The 19,021-nt window shown below is 50.9% G+C and carries 17 protein-coding genes; 9 read left to right on the forward strand and 8 right to left on the reverse strand.

What is annotated here, in order from left to right:
* Positions 1–428: 428 nt before the first annotated feature.
* The 4 genes from Q4579_RS21890 to Q4579_RS21905 all read right to left on the reverse strand — a co-directional run bounded on the left by Q4579_RS21890 (position 429) and on the right by Q4579_RS21905 (position 5,981).
* A complete protein-coding gene (locus Q4579_RS21890) occupies positions 429–3,167 on the reverse strand; it encodes an ATP-binding protein (RefSeq protein WP_303566981.1) in 2,739 nt (912 codons plus the stop codon).
* A 171-nt stretch (positions 3,168–3,338) separates the two neighbouring features.
* Positions 3,339–4,820 carry a lactate dehydrogenase gene (locus Q4579_RS21895; protein WP_303566983.1) on the reverse strand — a complete coding sequence of 494 codons (1,482 nt, stop codon included), beginning with the start codon at positions 4,818–4,820 and terminating at the stop codon, positions 3,339–3,341.
* Positions 4,821–5,069: 249 nt separating this feature from the next.
* Positions 5,070–5,780 carry a purine-nucleoside phosphorylase gene (gene deoD / locus Q4579_RS21900; RefSeq protein WP_303566985.1) on the reverse strand — a complete coding sequence of 237 codons (711 nt, stop codon included), beginning with the start codon at positions 5,778–5,780 and terminating at the stop codon, positions 5,070–5,072.
* 30 nt (positions 5,781–5,810) lie between these two features.
* Complete coding sequence (locus tag Q4579_RS21905; RefSeq protein ID WP_211650864.1) at positions 5,811–5,981, reverse strand: XapX domain-containing protein; 171 nt, start codon at positions 5,979–5,981, stop codon at positions 5,811–5,813.
* A 545-nt stretch (positions 5,982–6,526) separates the two neighbouring features.
* Here Q4579_RS21905 and Q4579_RS21910 point away from each other — a divergent pair.
* From Q4579_RS21910 to Q4579_RS21920, 3 genes are all read left to right on the forward strand, one after another.
* Positions 6,527–7,042: an outer membrane beta-barrel protein gene (locus tag Q4579_RS21910; RefSeq protein ID WP_303566987.1), complete on the forward strand. Its 516-nt coding sequence runs from the start codon at positions 6,527–6,529 to the stop codon at positions 7,040–7,042.
* A gap of 107 nt (positions 7,043–7,149) precedes the next feature.
* Entirely contained in the window at positions 7,150–7,794 is a 645-nt protein-coding gene (locus tag Q4579_RS21915; protein ID WP_303566988.1) for a hypothetical protein, read from the forward strand.
* A gap of 83 nt (positions 7,795–7,877) precedes the next feature.
* Positions 7,878–8,084: a DUF3283 family protein gene (locus Q4579_RS21920; RefSeq protein ID WP_303566990.1), complete on the forward strand. Its 207-nt coding sequence runs from the start codon at positions 7,878–7,880 to the stop codon at positions 8,082–8,084.
* A gap of 8 nt (positions 8,085–8,092) precedes the next feature.
* Here the strand turns inward: Q4579_RS21920 and Q4579_RS21925 are convergent, their stop codons facing one another.
* Positions 8,093–9,016, reverse strand: a complete 924-nt coding sequence (locus tag Q4579_RS21925; protein WP_303566991.1) for a DMT family transporter — start codon at positions 9,014–9,016, stop codon at positions 8,093–8,095.
* Positions 9,017–9,207: 191 nt separating this feature from the next.
* On the opposite strand from Q4579_RS21925, the gene Q4579_RS21930 reads away from it, so the two are divergent.
* The 3 genes from Q4579_RS21930 (at position 9,208) to Q4579_RS21940 (ending at position 12,264) form a co-directional block, all read left to right on the forward strand.
* Positions 9,208–9,657, forward strand: coding sequence for an Lrp/AsnC family transcriptional regulator (locus Q4579_RS21930; RefSeq protein ID WP_303566992.1), 450 nt, complete (start codon positions 9,208–9,210; stop codon positions 9,655–9,657).
* 230 nt (positions 9,658–9,887) lie between these two features.
* A complete protein-coding gene (locus Q4579_RS21935) occupies positions 9,888–10,256 on the forward strand; it encodes a diacylglycerol kinase (protein WP_303566994.1) in 369 nt (122 codons plus the stop codon).
* 40 nt (positions 10,257–10,296) lie between these two features.
* Complete coding sequence (locus tag Q4579_RS21940) at positions 10,297–12,264, forward strand: LTA synthase family protein (protein WP_303566996.1); 1,968 nt, start codon at positions 10,297–10,299, stop codon at positions 12,262–12,264.
* 282 nt (positions 12,265–12,546) lie between these two features.
* Here Q4579_RS21940 and Q4579_RS21945 read toward each other — a convergent pair whose 3' ends face one another.
* Entirely contained in the window at positions 12,547–14,538 is a 1,992-nt protein-coding gene (locus Q4579_RS21945) for a TonB-dependent siderophore receptor (RefSeq protein WP_303567006.1), read from the reverse strand.
* A 188-nt stretch (positions 14,539–14,726) separates the two neighbouring features.
* Between Q4579_RS21945 and Q4579_RS21950 the strand changes: the two genes are divergently transcribed.
* Entirely contained in the window at positions 14,727–15,761 is a 1,035-nt protein-coding gene (locus Q4579_RS21950; RefSeq protein ID WP_303566997.1) for an AraC family transcriptional regulator, read from the forward strand.
* Between the two features lie 18 nt (positions 15,762–15,779).
* Positions 15,780–15,998, forward strand: coding sequence for a hypothetical protein (locus Q4579_RS21955; protein ID WP_303566999.1), 219 nt, complete (start codon positions 15,780–15,782; stop codon positions 15,996–15,998).
* A 263-nt stretch (positions 15,999–16,261) separates the two neighbouring features.
* On the opposite strand, the gene Q4579_RS21960 is transcribed toward Q4579_RS21955, so the two are convergent.
* Together Q4579_RS21960 and Q4579_RS21965 are read right to left on the reverse strand one after the other, a co-directional pair.
* Entirely contained in the window at positions 16,262–16,480 is a 219-nt protein-coding gene (locus tag Q4579_RS21960) for a DUF6500 family protein (RefSeq protein ID WP_211650845.1), read from the reverse strand.
* Between the two features lie 27 nt (positions 16,481–16,507).
* On the reverse strand, positions 16,508–17,359 hold the full coding sequence (locus tag Q4579_RS21965) for an AraC family transcriptional regulator (protein WP_303567002.1): 852 nt from the start codon (positions 17,357–17,359) through the stop codon (positions 16,508–16,510).
* 96 nt (positions 17,360–17,455) lie between these two features.
* On the opposite strand from Q4579_RS21965, the gene Q4579_RS21970 reads away from it, so the two are divergent.
* Positions 17,456–18,853, forward strand: a complete 1,398-nt coding sequence (locus Q4579_RS21970; RefSeq protein WP_303567004.1) for an MATE family efflux transporter — start codon at positions 17,456–17,458, stop codon at positions 18,851–18,853.
* Positions 18,854–19,021: the final 168 nt, after the last annotated feature.

Genomic DNA, 19,021 nt, shown 5'->3' on the forward strand with positions numbered 1-19,021 from the left:
TTCTTAATCGCTTCGATGTCGCCGGTGTCGGCAACAACAGTCGTCAGGGCGCGCAGTTGTTCAAGTTTGTTGCTCATATCTCTCGACCTTTGCTGAGTGAATGCAAGCTTTAAGTTTAGCCAGTTGACTGCTCTTGTCAGGATCCGTTCGCACCTGATCTAACAGGTATGAACATATGGATGGCTGTAGAGCACTAGATGTCCCGATAATTGAATTTTTCAGGCTAAAAGTCAATCGCAAAGCCAGAGCTTGGCACTGATTAAGGTCAAATTAAGCCTGATTAAAATCGGTTTGGATTTGAGCCTTTTGAGCAGTCGTTACTGAGGTGAACAGATGATTGTTTGGGTGTGTCTATAAACGACGTGAGAGTCGCCCGCTTGGGGAGATCACGAGACGAATAGTATCCTCAAGGCGCGCTTGACGGATGCTTATTGTTCAACGCATTGATGTTCTCTGATCTCAGCACAAAAACGGTGTAAATCATCCGATAGGCGGGAAAGCTCCGATTCTGTGGGCATTTCGCCGATTTTAAGGCGTTTTTCAATCACGCTGGCCGCCTGAGTCAGCGTGTGCGCACACAAGCTGGCGGATGCCCCTTTCAGGGTATGGCTGAGTAGAATCCCCTGTTCGATATCGCCCTGAGCAAGCGCCTGACGGAGTTGATGATCATAATCCTGGTGATCATCAGCAAAGATGGTGAGGAAATGCGCAATCATCTCCGGGTCATGATCCAGTATCTCCATCAGTTCATCCATGTCCATTTCTTTGTACTGAGGGACAGGGACTGAGGGGGGAGGCTCTGACGGCGGTATCATGGCATCGTTCAGTACAGATTCCTGAGGCATCGGGATGTTTTGGTTGAACGCGCGATGACGCAGGGAGGCCATATAATCAATACGATGCCGGAATCGTTGCAGCGCATCCAGCAGCTTTCTTTCATCCAGCGGCTTGGTGATCACACAATCAACACCAGCATTCATCATATTCTTCTGTGTTTCTTCGAATGCATCAGCAGTACAGGCAAAAATCGGCACGATGCGGTAAGGCTCGGGTAAAGCGCGGATGTGACGCGTGGATTCCAGGCCATCCATGACGGGCATGTGATTGTCCATCAGCACCAGGTCAAAGGGTTGATGCTGAATCATCTCCAGTGCTTCCAGTCCGTTTTCGGCGGTGTGCGTCAGGAATCCCCATTGTTTGAGGAAACTTTCGATGATCAGCACATTGAGATGATTATCTTCGACAACCAGAACATGCAAGCCGGCAAAGGCTTCCCGGTCAATTTCGATATTATCAATCATTTCTTCCTGAGGAATGCCTTTTTCAAGACAGAGGGTGACGGTCACAATTGTACCTTGGCCGGGTTCGCTGACCAGGACAACATCCCCGTCCATGAGCTGTGCCAGCTGGCGCACAATGCTCAATCCCAGCCCGGTACCGCCATAGCGCCGGCTGGTGGAAGCTTCTGCCTGAGCAAAAGGGTCAAATATGTGGGCCACACGTTCCGGGGCAATCCCGATGCCGGTGTCATCGGTCACAATGGTTAGTTGTTGCTTTTCACCGCCGGGTAAATGAGACAAAGACATCCGGACTCTGACACTGCCCTGATCAGTAAATTTGATGGCATTGCTGATCAGGTTAAACAGGATTTGCCGGATGCGGGATTTGTCTGCATAAAACCAGGTCTCCTGAACAAAGCCGCAATCAATATTGAAAGCCAGGCCTTTTTCTTTCGCCAGTGAGTAATAGGTACTTTCGATCGCGCCGACTAAATCGGTGAAACAAAAATGGGTTTGATCCAGCTTGAGCTTGCCTTGCTCGATTTTAGAGAAATCCAGAATATCATTCAGCAGCGCCATCATATGCTTTCCAGATTCCAGCAGCGTGAGTAAATGCTGTCTTTGTTCTTGAGTCAGCTCGGTTTTCAGGAGGAGCTGAGACAAACCCAGCATGCCATTCATAGGCGTTCGGATTTCATGAGATAAATTGGCCAGAAAGGCCGACTTGGCTTTATCGGCGGCTTTGGCTTTTTCGAGGGTCTGGTTGAGCCTGCGGGTATCCGCCGAAATTTTGTCAATGCCCTGGTTCAACGCATCGTGCAGCACCTGAAATTCATAGGGCCCCTGAAAACTTTCACTTCGCTGATAATTGCCCAGCCGGAAATGAGAGGCGAACCGGGTCAGTTTGGCAATGGGATCCGTAATGCGTTTGGTCAGGGCGATCGCGAGTAAGAGGATAAACAGGCTGATCATGGCGAGTGCCAGCATGAAGAAATGATGGAGCTCATCGATCACACTGATGGCACTGTCCTGAGACGTGACAGTGATCAGCGACCAGACAGGCATGCCTTCTGCATCTTCGGTTTGCGAGGGAACCACTGCGGCGATCATGGCCTGACCCTGCTCATCCTTGTAGTAATTTACCCCGGCAACAAAGGGCATGAAGGAGGCCATTTCACCAGAGCCTGCGACCAGATTCGCCTGAAAGAATTGCTGAAACTCTGCAAGCGCAGCGGGAGAATCGTTACTTCTCAGCAGCAGATTACCATCGATATCGGTCAGGTAAACATTGTCGGTTCTGCTGACTTCCTGCCCCAGTTGTTTCAATTGCTGTTTGATATCATCCATTTTGTATTCAATCAGCAAGTAGCCATCCGGCTGGTTGCGGATTTTTTTAGCCAGGAAGGCTGTGGCCTCTTCGCCTTTGACCTTGGGATGAGAAAAATAGTGGTCGTTTTCAGTCTTGTTTAATGCGGTTGCGATCAGCGATAAATCAGGGGCATCAATTTCATCAATGGAGAGCCCTTCCGTGGAACTGGCACCAAGATAAAACTGCCCGTCTTTTTGTCGGATTTGGTGCATGGCTGAGAATGAAGAGTCTGTGACGCCAAAGTTTCGGAAAAACTGACTGATTTGTTCAGGTGGACGCGTAAAGATGGGTGAATGACTGAGCAGGTTCAGGTTTTTCAATCGCAGGTCGTAAATCTGATCCAGGCTTTGGGCGGAGATGGTATTGCGGGCGTTAATGCCATTGGCAATTCTGTCCAGTGCGACCTCGTTCAGCTTTTCACCGCTAATCCAGCTGTAGATATAGGCTGGCAGAATGCCTACACTCAGCATACTGACCAGTAATATCGGTTTGATTCGGTTGGGGACAATCCTTATCACCACTTGACCTCAGTCTTCTGTCTATTCAATCAAAGCATACTTACAAACGCGGACTATGCCAAAGAGTAAGCGCGTGATGAAGGCTTTGGTTGCCTTTACATCCGCATTTTGAGGGGTCGGCTGCGGTTTCGGCAACAGACGGCATCGTGGTGCGGATGATGACGCTGTGATTCAGGAAAGGAGCTGTTCCAGCGTCAGCGGCGAGCGCATTAAACCCAGTTGCTGTGCCGGTGTCATACCATTGCGGCCTTGTCGGCAGAGGTTGTGCCAGGCACGATAAATATCCAGTAACGGAATCAGGCCGCCGGGTCTGGCCTTACGTCGCGGCTCATCAACCAACTGAGAAAATTGCTGATAAAAACGCTGCTGATAATCATCAACCGCCCTGTGAGACGCAATCTGGAGCCATCTGGCTTCATTGTCCCGCTCTCCCCGGAGATGGCAGATCCCTTTGCTGACCTGATCGTTGCGGGTAAAGGCCCAGCGATCCCGCCACCAGCCCAGCAAGACAATATCAATCCGACCGGCGGCCTGACCGGTTGGCCAGGCTGGATCTTCTTCAACATAAACGGGCTCAATGGTTTCTGCCTGAATTCTGTCGTAAAAAACGGACAGACAGGCCGAACGCAATAAGGGTTCCTGAGGCATAAACAGCATCAGTTGTGTGTCTTCACTGATCAGTTCATTCAATTGAAGGAAGTGCGCATAAGCGGCATATTGCGGCCGGATCAGCTTTCCTTTAGCCGGAAAGTGGTTCAGCCCTTTGGCACTGATGGGATCTTCCAGATGCGGTCTGGACAAGACCTCCCGGTATTTTGCATCCACTTGTGCCAGCAATCCTTGCGGTGGGGTTGGCTGAACGGCCACGTCAGTGCGACATGGTTTAGCCATAAAGCGGGCATCCGGATCGAATGGATCATGGGTTGCGACCGCGTTGCCAGCTTCTTCAGGATGATAGTTGATATGCTGGCTGAGGACGTAACCGGAATGGGCTTCACAACTGGCCAGCCAGCTGACGCCATTCTCGGCATTGGGCTGGAGCGGACTCAGGGTACATGCCAGCGCCAGCTGGGAGCGGTGTTGCAGCATCCGGGCATCAAAGACAGATAACTGACGGCGACAACGGCTGGCAATGTGATTGAGCTGATCGTAAAACGTTTTCGGGTTCATGTTCAGGCGACGGCAAATATCCCGGATGGGATGACCGGTGAACAAGAGAGCCAGGAGTTTTTGCTGAACCAGATGTTTGGGATTAAAACCCGACCAGCGATCCACAAAGGTCGTCTGGCAGGCCTTACAACGATAACGCTGCCGGTCGCCGCTGTATCCAAAAGCATGATACAGGTGGCGATGTGTGAGCACGGCGAGTCCCAGGTTATCGCAGTTGAGATTGTTACAGGCCGGGAGTCCGCAACTGTGCTGCAGTTTGAGGTAACGCCATTCTGCAATCACGCTGTGATTGTTTATGAGCGGTGGGAATGCGCCACATTCTTTACAGATAAACGAAGGTCGGTTCGGGTTGGTGAGCTGGATGATGTAATCGTCCGGATTCCGGGAGCCAAAATTACGGCAATGCACCGTTTTGCAGTGATTAAACTGCCAGATGCCACTGGCTGGTGGTAGTGTTGCAACGTCTGTTTGGCTGATCATCATGCTGCCTCTCCTTCAGAATCGGTTCACGTATCAGGTGAATCGATCTCAGACCCCGATCGAAAAAAGGTGCCGAATCATAACTGCTTATGATGATCCAGCACCCATTAGTACGCTCAAACGTTCAGGCTTCACGATTGCCGCCCGGTTTAAACCGCTTCAAATTGTGTAAGACGCCACATATTACAGAATGTTGAGCTGCGGCATGTTCGTCTGAGGTTTGAACTGACTAATTCCTTCGAAATCAACGCATCAGATTTTGATGGCTGTTTCCAGTGCAACTTGCATCATGGCATGGAAAGATTTCTGACGATCTTCAGAGCTCAGGTGCTCACCACGGGTAATGTGGTCAGATACCGTCAGCATGGTCAGCGCTTTCGCACCCAGTTCAGCCGCAACACCGTAAATACCGGCAGCTTCCATATCCACACCCAGAATGTTCAGTTTGTTCATTTTGTCGAACAGATCAGCTTCAGGGCTGTAGAACAGGTCTGCAGAGAAAACGTTACCAACGCGAACCGGTACACTTTGCGCCCGGGCTTCATTCACGGCGGTTTCCAGCAGGTGGTAATCTGCAATGGCTGCGAAGTCGTGGTTGTTAAAGCGGATACGGTTCACTTTAGAATCTGTGGACGCGCCCATGGCAATCACGATATCCATCAGTTTGATATCATCGCTGACCGTACCGCAGCTACCGATACGGATGATGTTTTTGACGCCGAAATCTTTGATCAGCTCATGCACATAAATGGAGCAGGACGGGATGCCCATACCATGACCCATCACAGAGAGCTTCTGGCCTTTATAGGTGCCGGTGTAACCGAACATATTCCGGACATTACACACTTCTTTGACGTCTTCCAGGTAAGTTTCGGCGATCAGCTTCGCGCGCAGTGGATCACCTGGCATCAGGACAGTTTCTGCGAAATCACCAAATTCAGCATTGATATGCGGGGTTGCCATAGCGGACTCCTGACAAGTTATTTGAAAAAATTATGAAAAGAAACGTTCAACCACGGCCTGATAGGCAATGCCACCGAGGTACACACCAACAATACCCATGATCCCCGGCAATACCGGTGGTGCAGGCAGTGGCAGTTTCACGGCGCTGAAGAACAGACCAACAATTAATCCTGCAACTGTAGCAAGCAGAATTTCGCTCATGTGTTTACCCTCTGTGTCGTACTCTGTGGCACTTCTCATCTGAAAAAATCAACGCAGCGGTGGCAAAAATGTTAAGAGCCAAAAGGCTGTCGCTGAATCAGAGGGCCAGTCTAGGGAAGACCCCTCAGAGAACTTTTGAAATTGATCACATTTTATTGATTGTTTGGATGATATTCCAGACTTACTTACTAAATGTGTTGAAAGCTTGAGGTGAATCGTTTGCTTTTTCATCAGAATGCTGATTATTCAACAAGGTTTGTATTCATGCTAAAAAGGTATTAAATCAGGTGTTTATTGCATTTTTATACGGAATTTCAGCATTTGAGAACATGGATCAATGAAATACCTGCCAAGGTTGAAACAGGTGTTGATGTAATCGATTTCATTCGAGGGCGGTTTCTCAATGCAGTTCAAGTGAAAAAAAACTGAAGTATCTGTTTGTTTTTTCGGTGAATTAGTTGGCGATTGTGTGGTTTTAGACTAAAGCTTTATACGGAATAGATGGCTTTCGCTTGTGATAATTTTTTCTTCGAAGGATCGTAACCATGAAAAAAGTAATGATGTCAGTGGCGCTCACGATGCTGAGTTTACCGGCCAGCGCTGAAATTCTGGGGTTATCTGCTGGCGTTCACGCCGGTGCGTCCCGGCTTGAGTATGATGGAAATTCAGACTACGGCTATGAATATGGCGTGAATTTAAATTACCAGTTGACTTCTATTTTGAGTGCGAATGCAGGGCTGGCAATCGGCAGTGCAGAAGTGGATTCTGATTTCTCTGCGGCAAAAAATGACATTGATTACACGACCATTCCGTTGACACTTCAGGCTGATATTCCGTTACTGATTGGCAGTATTTACGCCAGAGCGGGCGGAAACTATTACGACGTGGATCGTAAATTTGCCGGGACGACATTCAAAGATGATGGCTGGGGGTTCGCCGGTGGTGCGGGATTTGTGTTGGGTATTATTCCGTTGCTGGATGTGACGCTCGGTTATGAATACCGCGATATGGGCGACGTCGATAACAATGCGATCTTGCTGAGTGTCGGATTTGGTCTTTAAGGCGACCTGACGAACCGCGTTGATAGTCAACCGCAGCGAGATCAACAACGGCCTGGTACATCTTGGTTACAATCATCAAATAGTGGGGCTGTGCTGCGGAGGCTTATATGACGAATTTTGAACATTATCAGAAAACCTGCCGGGCTGTGTTTCTTGCGCTGCGGGAAACACGGGCCGTTGAGGAATTCTGTCAGGAACAGGCGATACGGACAGATTTCCGTCCATATATTCTTCGTGGATTGTCGCGTCTTTTGCCCCTGCGCCAAAATACCTTTCGCCATGCAATTCAGCCCTGGCTGGAGCAGGCTTTCCTTGCATTGCCGCAAACGGAGCTGCCGGTTGTTCAACTGCTCAGTGACGAAAACTATCCCTATCCGTGCCGGGTCGATATTCAGGGCAGCTATCTGCCTTGCTGGGTCTGGGGAGCGTCGAAACAGCTGATGGTGATCAGCGTGATTGAACCCCGGACCGGTCAATTTGGTCCTCCCAGAAGTGTCCCGGCGGATCGCTTAGTCGATCGCCAGCGGTGGCTGGACGCACAAGTGATTGATGGCGAGGAAGATTGTATTGAAGAGGGGCTGGTGCAATTGAAGCAAGCCCATGGTCCGGGCGGACAGTCTGATGAACCATCGGTCATTGATGCCATTCGTTACCCCAGCCAGCGGACATTAAATCCTGTACTCAGTATTGCACTGATTACTGTGGTTGTGGTGGTGTTTACCTGGATTGTCTCGAATCACATCGGTTTCTGATGGTGCTGCGTCCAGGCCTCGGGCTTCACTTTCACGATGAATTCGTTACTATGTCGCCCGAGTGATTCCGAGGTGAACCGAGTATGCATAACCTGTCTTTATTGTCTGATTCCGAAAAGAACCGTGTCGAGCTGGATAAGCAGGCCGCCTATGCCGTCTGGCAATTGAAAAACGGCAAGGCCGGGCCTGAGATATTCCTGAAAGAAGCGGAAAATATCGCCGACGATGACGAACGAGATTTTTACCATCAGTCGGTTGAGACCTACAAGCGACTGATGGGCATGGTCTGATCCGGTACTTACCGGAAGGCTTTTTTCAATGATTTGTTCAACCGGAGCGGCAAGACTTCACTGGCTGTGATTGCGCCGAAAACCACAAAAGCCATCGCCAGCAGGGTTTGACTGGTGAGGGGTTCCGAAAAGAAGGGGAAAGCCAGAGCAGCTGCCAGAACAGGGGTGAATGCGCCCAGCGCTGCGCTGACTTCTGCACCCAGCCTGGATATTGCCATGGCATAGCACAGGCTGGACACCATCCCGACTCCGATTCCTTGGACCAGAAAATGATACAGAATCTCCTGAGAACCCGCTGAGGTCAGGTTGAAGGTTACTGTGCCGCTCAAGCTGCCGAGAGCCAGCAAAATACAGCCTGAGATTGCAATCACAGCAGCGCCTTCAATCGCCGTTAATCCGGAAACCCGCATTGCGATGGTGTACCAGGCCCAGCTTAAGCTGGCAAACAGCAAAATACCGTATCCTTTCAACAGATTGGGTTGACCATTGATCAGCGACTTATACACGAAGCAGGCAATGCCAACCGCGATCAGGCACAAACCCACCCGGCGGGCAGCAGAGATCGATTCCCTATAGTAAAACGCCGCAATCCCCGAAACGAAAAGAGGCAAGATGCCCGGAATCAAAGACGCGCCGTCTGCGACCGGGACTGCCTGCAATCCCCATCCGGCAATCAGAAAGTAAGGTAAACCTGCTCCCCAGGCAATCAGGGCCAGATAACGTTTGGGCGTTGCGAATATTGCGCGGAATCTGCTTCTGCAGCACCAGCCGAAGAGCAGGGCGGCTGGCACAAAACGCAGCAAAGCGATGTCGGCGGTGGTCAGGCTGGAGTGGCTGGCTGCGCGTAACGACAGAAAGAAGCTTGACCAGATCAACAGGGTGACCAGCATGGCTGACAATCCGGTCAGCAGAGTGGAGGCAGACTTTTGCATCTGAAGTGTCCTTGATGAGAGATAGCAAAAGTATCGGGAAAATTGCGTGATAAATGTTGGCAAAGATGACTTCAATTCGTTGTCATCTTGGTTTTTTTTACCAATAATTCACAAAATATTGCATATTTTGATTCATGAGCCCGTCAATGGTTTCTGATGAAACCGGGACGGTGGACAGGGAAGCAGGCAGGATGGATAAAAAAGACAAACAAATATTGGTCGAAATTCAGCGCGATGCCCGTCAGAGTACGGCAGAGATTGCCGATAAAGTGGGCTTGTCGGTATCTCCGTGCGCCCGGCGCATTAAAAAGCTGGAATCTGATGGCATGATTGCCGGTTATCAGGCCTCGCTTGACCGTCAGAAGCTGGGGCTGATGATGACTTTTTTTGTCAATGTCAGTCTGAACAATCACAGAGATCAGCCCATCGATGCCTTTGAACAGGTGATGACAGAAATGCCTGAAGTGATCAGCGCGCATGTCATTTCCGGAGCGCATGATTATCTGCTGGAAGTTGTCGCCAGAGACTTACCGCATTACGAATCTTTTATCCGACAGTTGCAACGGCTGACCATGGTGAAAGATATCCATACGAATTTAGCGATCCGCACGGTGAAAACAGGTCAACAGCTCCCCATCTGAAAGATGGAAGGCCCAAGAAAAATGGTCTCTTCAGGGAATCTTAAGAATTCTCAGGCAGAGTACGGCAATGGAGAAGCCGGACTGACTGTGGCGGGCGGGTTTGAGAGAAAATCACATTATGACAAGATGATGACCGTCAGGATTGGAGCAAACTCAAATCTAAGCGAGAAATTGCTTCCCTCACAGCAAAAATTTACTAATTTGTCCGACTTTAGATGAAAAGGAACATTATGAAGCCTGGTAACACTGGGGTGGTACGCATCGTGAAAGCGGCCGGCTATTCAATGCAAGGTCTGAAAGCTGCTTGGCAACACGAGGCCGCCATTCGTCAGGAAATTGTCTTACTCGTCGTGCTAACGGCGGTTTCATTTTTTCTGCCCGTGAGCTTTGTAGAGCATATTTTGCTTATAGCCAGTCTGTTCCTGGTGGTGATTGTTGAATTGCTGAATTCTGCCATTGAAGCAGTCGTTGACCGGATTGGTCACGAATTTCATGAGCTGAGCGGACGCGCGAAAGACATCGGGTCTGCAGCCGTCTTTGTGGCTCTGATGCTGACAGGCGGGATCTGGCTGGCGATCATCTTGAAGCTGTTCTGGTAATCCGTCGAAATCCGGATGCCATTGATTCGGATGTTGTGTCATGCAAACGCTCAAACGTGTCACCGGGGTGATGTTTCCTGTCATCCTGTTCTCTCTTCTTGCTTTATGTTTACTGAGCCTGTCCCGATTGTCGCTGACAATCTGGCAGGCTGATCATGTCACGGGCTGGCAGGATTGGTTCATGATCCTCGCTCAGGGCGTCCGGATTGATATTTCAACACTGTGCTGGTTGCTGATTCTGCCCTCATTGCTCCTTGCGCTGATGCCGGTCAAAGGCGTTTTGGGCCGATGCTGGTTGTTTGTCTTCAGAATCTGGCTGGTCGCCGGATTGTGGGTTCTGGTGTATATGGAACTGGCGACCCCGACTTTTATTACAGAATATAATCTGCGTCCGAACCGATTGTTCATCGAATACCTTGTTTACCCGAAAGAAGTGTTCAGTATGCTTTGGGTTGGCTACAAAGCTGAACTTGCCCTGGGATTGCTGGGGACATTGCTGACGCTGGTACTGGGTTGGAAACTGAGCGGCTATGCAGTGCAGGATCTGACGGCACCGAAGTGGTACTGGCGGCCGGTTCTGGCATTGGCAGTTGTTGCACTGGGTGTGATGGGCGCGCGCTCTACGTTTCAGCACCGGCCGCTGAACCCGGCGATGGTGGCGTTTTCAACTGATCCGCTGCTCAATGATCTCACGTTGAACTCCGCATATTCGGTGATTTTTGCAGCCAAGAATATGGCATCAGAAAAAAATGCCGAAGAATTTTACGGCCAGATGCCGCTGGAAGAAATTATTCAGACGGTGCGCCAGGCTTCAGGTCGTGAGGCAGAGTTTTTTTCTGATGAGATTCCGACGCTGAATACGATTTCACCGACGTTTTCCGGGAAGAAGAATCTGGTCATTTTGCTGCAGGAAAGCCTTGGTGCACGCTTTGTCGGTGGGCTGGGTGGCTTGCCGCTGACGCCAAATCTGGATCAGCTGATGCAGGAAGGCTGGAACTTTACCCAGGTGTACGCCACAGGCACGCGTTCAGTGCGCGGGATTGAGGCGATGACAACCGGGTTTACGCCGACACCTTCCCGCGCGGTGGTGAAGCTGAGTAAGAGTCAGACCGGGTTCTATACTATCGCAGATCTGCTGGCACGTCAGGGTTACCATACGCAGTTCATTTATGGCGGTGAAAGTCACTTCGATAACATGAAGTCTTTCTTCCTTGGTAATGGGTTTGAGGAAATTGTTGACCTGCCGAACTTTGTGAATCCGAAGTTTGTCGGCTCCTGGGGCGCATCCGATCAGGATCTGTACACCATGGCAGATCTGCAATTCACCAAACTGCATCAAACGGGTCAGCCTTTTTTCAGTCTGGTTTTTACCAGTAGTAACCATTCACCTTATGAGTTCCCGGATGGTGAGATTGAACTCTATGAGCAACCTGAACATACCCGAAATAATGCGGTGAAATATTCAGACAAAGCTTTGGGTGAGTTCTTTGCTAAAGCGAAGCAATCGGATTACTGGAAAGATACGATTTTCATTGTGATCGCTGATCATGATGCCCGTGCAGAAGGCAACGTGCCTGTCCCTGTCGATCGTTTTCATATTCCGGCGCTGATTCTGGGCAGCAGCATTCAGCCGCGTCAGGACGACCGTCTGGCCAGTAATATCGATATGGCACCGACGCTGTTGTCTCTGATTGGTGCGGACAATACCTCACCGATGATTGGCCATGACCTGACCAAACCGCTTGCCCCTGAGTACCAGCGGGCCATGATGCAGTTTGATAAAAACTTCGGTTATCTGACCCGTGACAAGCTGGTGGTGCTGCAGCCGGGCAAAGCCCCGATGGGCTATCAGTATAATTTTGATTCGAAACAATTAAGCGTCACTGAGGTGAGCGAACCTGAATCCAAGCGTGCTTTAGCGCATGCGCTGCTGGGTGGAAAGCTCTACCGGGAAGGGCGGTATAAACTGCCGGATGCGAGCGAACATCAGCTTGCCAATGCTGACTAATCACTCCTGAATCAAAGCCGCTGCAAAACAGCGGCTTTTTACAATGAATAATACCAATCGCAGTAAATAACTGGTCATCCTAGCTTGCTAAAATGTTCGATAACTGCGTTAGATTTTTTGATTGAAGAATAACTACTTATCTAAAAAATCCGCCTTGTTCTCAAACCTTTTTCCGGCGCTACTTCTGATCATTTACTTACTTTGATTGGTATAAAACCGCCCGCAGGCGGCTTGGTCTATATTTGGCAGTGAATCATTTTGGGATGTTTCTTCAGTTGCCAATCAGAATTGGTAGGATGCCGATAGCTTGATGTTACGGCCCGGTTCCAGATCGGCTGTATCGAGCCCACGAGCTGTGCCAGAGCGGGATGCGTGCGAGACATAAGCCTCATCAAGCAGGTTATCCACGCCGAAGGTCAGGATGAAACCATCCAGCTGGCGCGGCGCCCACTGCGCGTAGATATTGTGCACATCGTAGCTGTCTTTGACGGGTGTGCCCGGCAGGACGTTATCTTCTTCCAGCACAAACTGCCCACGGTAACCCAGGTACAGGTCGAAATCGTACAGGCTGTAATCCAGCGTTAGGCCAATGCTGTCGCCGACATCGCTGCTGCGGCCGTTTGCCGCAAGAACCGGTGCATGGTTGGTGGTGTTTTCATTGTCAGATTTCGAGTAAGACAGCTTTGCTGTCAATGCATCGTAGCCATAGAAGAAACTGGCTTCAAATCCTTCGATTTCTGCATCACCATTATTCAAAAAGACGTACTGCCCGGCGCTGTATTCACTGGTCAGATAATCATTCAGCTGTGTTTTGAAAATAGTGATCGTTGAACCATAGCTGCTCTGTCCCTGATTGTACTGCCAGCGGAAGCCCCCTTGCGTGTTCTGACCCGTTTGGGCTTTGATATCGTCAGCCAGATAGGCAATATCCTGATAGTTGATGAAGGTTTCCAGCAATGGCGGCGCTTTAAACAGCGACCGTGTGCTGGCGAAGAGTGTCAGGTTGTCGGTCACGTCATAATCGGCAGCCAGAGCCCAACTGATGTCATCAAAGGTTTGATCGCTGGTCACCGCATCCCGATCCACGGTGTCAAAGCGCACGCCTGGCGTCACACTGAACGCATCCGTAACCTGAATCTTATCTTCCAGATACAGCGCCCAGCTGGTCAGGGTTTCTTCATTGCCCGGCTGGCTGCCATATTCGTTCTCGCTGTCCTGAATGTTGCCTTCGCCGCCATAACTCAGGGTGTGCGCCATGCCACCGAGGTTCATTTCAGAGACTGCCAGAATCGTGGTCCCGGTATTGATGTTTTCAGCGGTGTTGACACTTTGACGGTTCGGCGGCCAGGGTGTGAGCGCAGACTCATCCCGGGTCAGCTTGATTCGGTTTTGATAGACAGTCACCGAGAGATCCAGCGCATCGCCCTGATTCAGATGATAACGGGCGCTGAATGTGTCGCGATCATAATTTGTCGGCGCCAGTTGGTCTTGCGTCAGGCCATGGTTGGCCGTGGTCGACATGTCCGGACGCGGATTGTAATCGCCTTCATCCCGGTACCGGTCATAGGTGAATTGCAAACGCTGGTTGGCTGTTGGCTCCCAGCCGAGTTTCAGCATGATGTCATCTACGGTGCCGTCGTAGCCCAGTGTTTCATCACCATTGCCGTCTTTAAAATTGTTGCGATCAATCTGGTAGGCGTAGAGCAGTGCATCCAGTGTGTCGGTGAGCTGACCGTACAGGGAGACCGACCCCTGAGTGAAGTCATTGCTGCCATACCCGGCAAACAGGCGGACGCCGTACTGTTCACCCGGCCGCAGCAGATCTTTTGCCGATTTGGTTTCAAACATCACAGAGCCGCCCAGCCCCCCGTTCAGGACGGAGTTCGCACCCACCTGCACATCTACGGCCTTGATAATATCCGGGTTCAGCGTCAGGTTACCGATGTGGTGGAACATGTTGGCATACTGGGACGCACCATCCAGACGAATGTCCAGATCGGTTTCACTGATGCCGCGAATGTTGATCCGCTGATTCACGGAGTGGGTGCCACCGACATCAACGCCCGGAATATCCCGCAGCAGATCTGAAAGATGGTCCGCCTGACGGACGGAAATATCTTCATCGGTCATAAATTCCGATGAGCTGGAAACTTTCGCTCCCCAAACCACCATCTCGTCAAGGTGTTGTTTTTCTTCCTCAGCGTGAACGGTGAATGGCAGGGTCAGTATTGAAGCAATGGCAAGCGAAAGGGCGGAACGTCGCAAGGGCGACACATTGAAAGTGTGATGATTGAACATGTGAGCTTAATCCTACCTGAAAAGAAATCCGTGTTGTCTGTGTCTTATTGTTATGAATGATATTGATTCGTATTCATGATATTTTGATTCCGGTTTGCAGAGAAGGCCAGACAGTTATGCGAAATCGTCTAACTGTTATTCGTAAAAATCACCGGGGATGGACATTGAAATTGATCGGGCAGAGGAAACAGGCAAAGGAAAGCGCGCAACACCGGGCGAAACGTGTTGTGATGGCGAAGCTGATACAAAATGGTCATCAGGAGGATCGCGTCTCCTCAGATAACCGGCAACAGAATGAAACCTTGCTTGAAGGCACATTTCACTACAGCCAGTTCCGCAATGGTCTGATTGTTCAGGCCGGTACTTTTTACGAGATTGCTCAAGCCGATGTGCTGGCAAAAGCGGGTCCGTGTGTTTGTGTGACGCTGTTACTGTCCGGTTGTATTGGCTTTGGTTATGAAGGTCAGGATCATCTGCTGGATGCCACGAAAGGCGCGAAGGCGATGGCTGTCAATCTGGCCCGGGAGTGTGCCTTCAGAAGACACATCGAAACCAGCCAGACAAAAATCAGAAAAGTGAATCTGCTGCTGCGCCCGGAATGGTTTGAAAAAAGTCATCTTCAGTTGCCAGAATCGGTTCGGCAATATCTCCAGACCCATCTTGCGACCTGGTGCTGGGAGCCGGATTCGCAACAACTGGCCTGGTGCGAAGAAATGCTGGTTGCCGAAACCATCGCGGATCCCTGGGTACGTGAACTGATGCTGGAATCACGTGCTCAGTTAATCATGCTGGATCTTTGCCGGCAACTGGCCGCCTGTGCGCCTGAAACTTTTGGGTGTGAAGCCCAGTCTTTGCTTCGGGTGCCAGATTCATTGTCGGGGGTGGTGGCTTATCTCGAATCGAACTTGCACCATGATATACGCTTACAAGAGGTCGCGACGGCCACTGCGATGAGCGTCAGTGTGTTGCAACGGCGATTTAAGCAGGAACTGGGGTTTACGGTGTTGGATTATGTCCGCAACCGGCGGCTGGAAAAAGCGCGGGAACTGATGCGGCAGGAAAACTTGTCGGTGTGCGAAGCCGCATATTTTTGCCGTTACAATCATCCGTCGAACTTTATCACCGCTTTTAAACGGAAATTTGGGATAACGCCGGGTGAATGTGGTATTGGCTCTGAGCCGACCACACGGACCGGATGAGCGAGCAGGAGGGAAACCATGACGGCTGTCTGGATCATTGCCATTATTTTTGGCGCACTGATTGTGCAGCAGTATCTTCGTGTTCAGGCGAAGCAGCAGGAAAAGGACAGACTGGCGAGCCGGGAGGCCGAGGCTTTGCGCGAAGAAATAGTCGAGCTGCAAGCTCGCGTGTCTGTGCTGGAGAAAATTATCACCGACAAAGGGTATCAGGTGAAGGAAGACATTGAGGGGTTATAAGACCAATTGCACTTAATCGTTGGTCATCCTCGCTTGCTCAAATGCTCGATCACTGCGTTAGATTTTTTGATTGTAGAATCACGACTGATCTAAAAAATCCGCCTTGTTCTCAAACATTTTTCCTGCGCCATTTCTGATCACTGACTGACTTTGATTGGTATGAGGCCAGAACGCGCAGGCTCAGACCACGTCAGCCCTGTTGTTTTCTCTGAAGTGACGTTAGCCCCCAGTCTCCGGGGGCTTTTTTATTGCAGCAGATCGCTTTAACGGCCAGCCTCGACCATTTCCATGATTTTTTTCGCTTTTTCAAAGTGATCAAGCTGATGGGTCTGAATCCACCAGGTTGCAGCTTCCATCAGGCATGCTGGGTCATCGTTCTTGTTGGCGAAAAACGCATAAAACGACACCCCGACGTTGTCGCCTTTCTGACTGATCTTCTTCTGGCAGACCTGAATAATTTTCTGACGCAGTGAATCGCGCATTTTTGCTCCTTTTTTAATTGATGTGAGTTACCCGTCTGAACGACTGTGTTGTTGCCGGAATGCTCTGGGTGTGACGCCAGCCCAGGCTTTGAAACGCGTGCTGAAATTCGCCGGAGTGGGATATCCGACGATTTCCCCGATTTGCTGAACAGACCATTGTGAAGAACGCAGTAACCGGCCAGCATATTCCATCCGCATGCGGGTGAGTTGTGCCATCGGAGTGCGGCCGAGATACTGCTGACAAAGCCGGTGCAGATGAGGTTCTGAGCAGGGATACAAGGCTGCCAGTTGCTTCACATCCCACGCTTTGTGCAGTTGCCGCTGGGCGCGGTCAAAAACCCGCTTGAGTCTGAGGTGCTGGTGGGGCAGGTTCGTGGCTTGTGTGTTGTGCAGCATCAGAATAATTTGCTGCAGGGCATGCGCCATGACGGCACCACTCAAATCAATCGGCAACGCCAGACTTCTCAGCAAGGTTTGAATGACGGCGTACATCACATCCGCCGCGGGCGTGAAGGCGTACGTGATCGACTGAGTGTCCAGCACCGGCCACTGGATTGACGGATCCAGAAACAGCCAGGCGAGTTGCCAGCCATCTTCTTCAATGCCAAAAGCGTTCTCTGTACCGGCAGGCACGATTACGACCGACCCCGGTTCCAGTATCCAAGGGCTCCCGTGGCTGTCGAGCCAGCCTTTGCCCTGCACCGTGTAGAGCAGCATATGCTGCTGCGGCTGCTTCCGGAACACTGAAAATTGTTCACGGCAGTTGGCGAGGCCACATTGAACGATGCCGTGTTCTTCCATCAACAGCACTTTGGTGTGATCAATCAACTCCTGCTGTGTTTTATCTGAAATCAGATAATGTTCCTGTTTGTCCTGCATCTGGATAGTCTGGCAAAAGTTTTGGATGGGGGAGCAGAATACCGGAACCGGGGACTGGGATTAAACTGTGCTGATTCCCACAGAAGGAGATTTGTGATGCAGCTGGCATCTCGTCATCTTGATCGCGCGTTTTGGCAGAAACTGATTCACATTGGCTTGCCTATTTCTTTGCAGGCGATGCTGTTTTCGTTATTAGGCGTGATTGACATTTTTATGGTCAGCCAGCTCGGGGAGCAGGCGACGGCTGCCGTGGGCGTTGGAAACCGGATTTTCTTCTTCAATTTGCTGATGATTGCCGGTATCAGTGGCGCGGTAAACATACTCGCGTCGCAATATGTTGGCGCTGGGAACCTGGATGGCGTCAAGCGCACGCTGGCCCAATCATGGCTGATGTGTGTTCTCTCGGTACTGCCATTTATTGCCCTGTATGGGCTGATGCCAGCGACCATTGTCGGCTGGGTGGCGTCGGAGCCTGACTATGTCCACATGGCTGCGGATTATCTGTGGATCACTGGCCCCAGTTTTCTGCTGACGGCCATCGTTGTCCCGCTTGAAGCTGTGTTACGTGCCTCGGGTCACGCCAGGTTGCCGACCTATGCCAGCATCGTGGCCGTGATTGTCAATATTGTACTGAATGCTTTGCTGATCTTCGGCCTGTTCGGCTTTCCGGAAATGGGGGTTCTCGGAGCGGGAATAGGCACGGCGATCTCCCGGCTGGTACAAACCCTGATCCTTTTTTATCTGGCGTTGCGCAGCCATCGTGCATTGTTTCCGAGCCGGACGCACTGGATGCAAGCCTGGCAAAAATCGCACCTGAAGCGTTATCTGAAGATTGCAATGCCGATGATGATTCACGATACCGGCTGGGCCGCAGGGATTGTGGTCTACAACATGCTTGTGGGCCAGCTCGGGGTGAGTGAACTGGCAATAATTGCCTTGTTAGCGCCGGTTGAAAGTGTGCTGATGTCGGCCTTTCTGGGGGCAGCCGTTGGGGCGTCGATTATCCTCGGTCATGAACTCGGTGCCGAGAATTATCAGCGCGCTGAACAGACGGCCTGGGGGTATGTGCTCATCAGCTGTGGTGTGGCATTGCTGATTGCCATCGGATGCTGGCTGGCGCAGCCACTTTTGACACAGCTGATGCGCCTGAGCCCGCTGGAAAACACGACGCTGGCTGTTCATGTTTGTCTGGTGATGGCGTTCGGCATGGTTCTGAAAGTCTTCAATATGGTCGGTATCGGCGGTGTTCTGAAAAGCGGTGGAGATATCAACTACACCATTTTTATCGACCTGTCGGCCCAATGGCTGATCGGGATCCCGCTGGCTTACTATACCGGGCTGGTGCTGGGCTGGTCTCTGGAATGGGTGATGGCCGCAATTTTGCTCGAAGAGGTGGTGAAAATGGGTCTGACGTCGCAGCGGATTCAGTCGAAAAAATGGATGAACAACTTGGTCCGGGAGCCTCAGCCTGCCTTTGAGGCGGGTCGCATTTAAAGGGCATCATACCAATCGCAGTCAATCACGGGTCATCCCAGCTGGTTCAAGGGTTCGATCACGGACTGACTTTGATTGGTATAACAAGGCAACCAATGAAAACGGCCCGATTCAGGTTCGCGGGCCGCGGTTGGATTCCCTGTGTCACCTGAGAGCAGGCAACAGGTG

The sequence above is a fragment of the Photobacterium sp. 1_MG-2023 genome, from assembly GCF_030547945.1.
In the GTDB taxonomy this organism is placed as follows: domain Bacteria; phylum Pseudomonadota; class Gammaproteobacteria; order Enterobacterales; family Vibrionaceae; genus Photobacterium.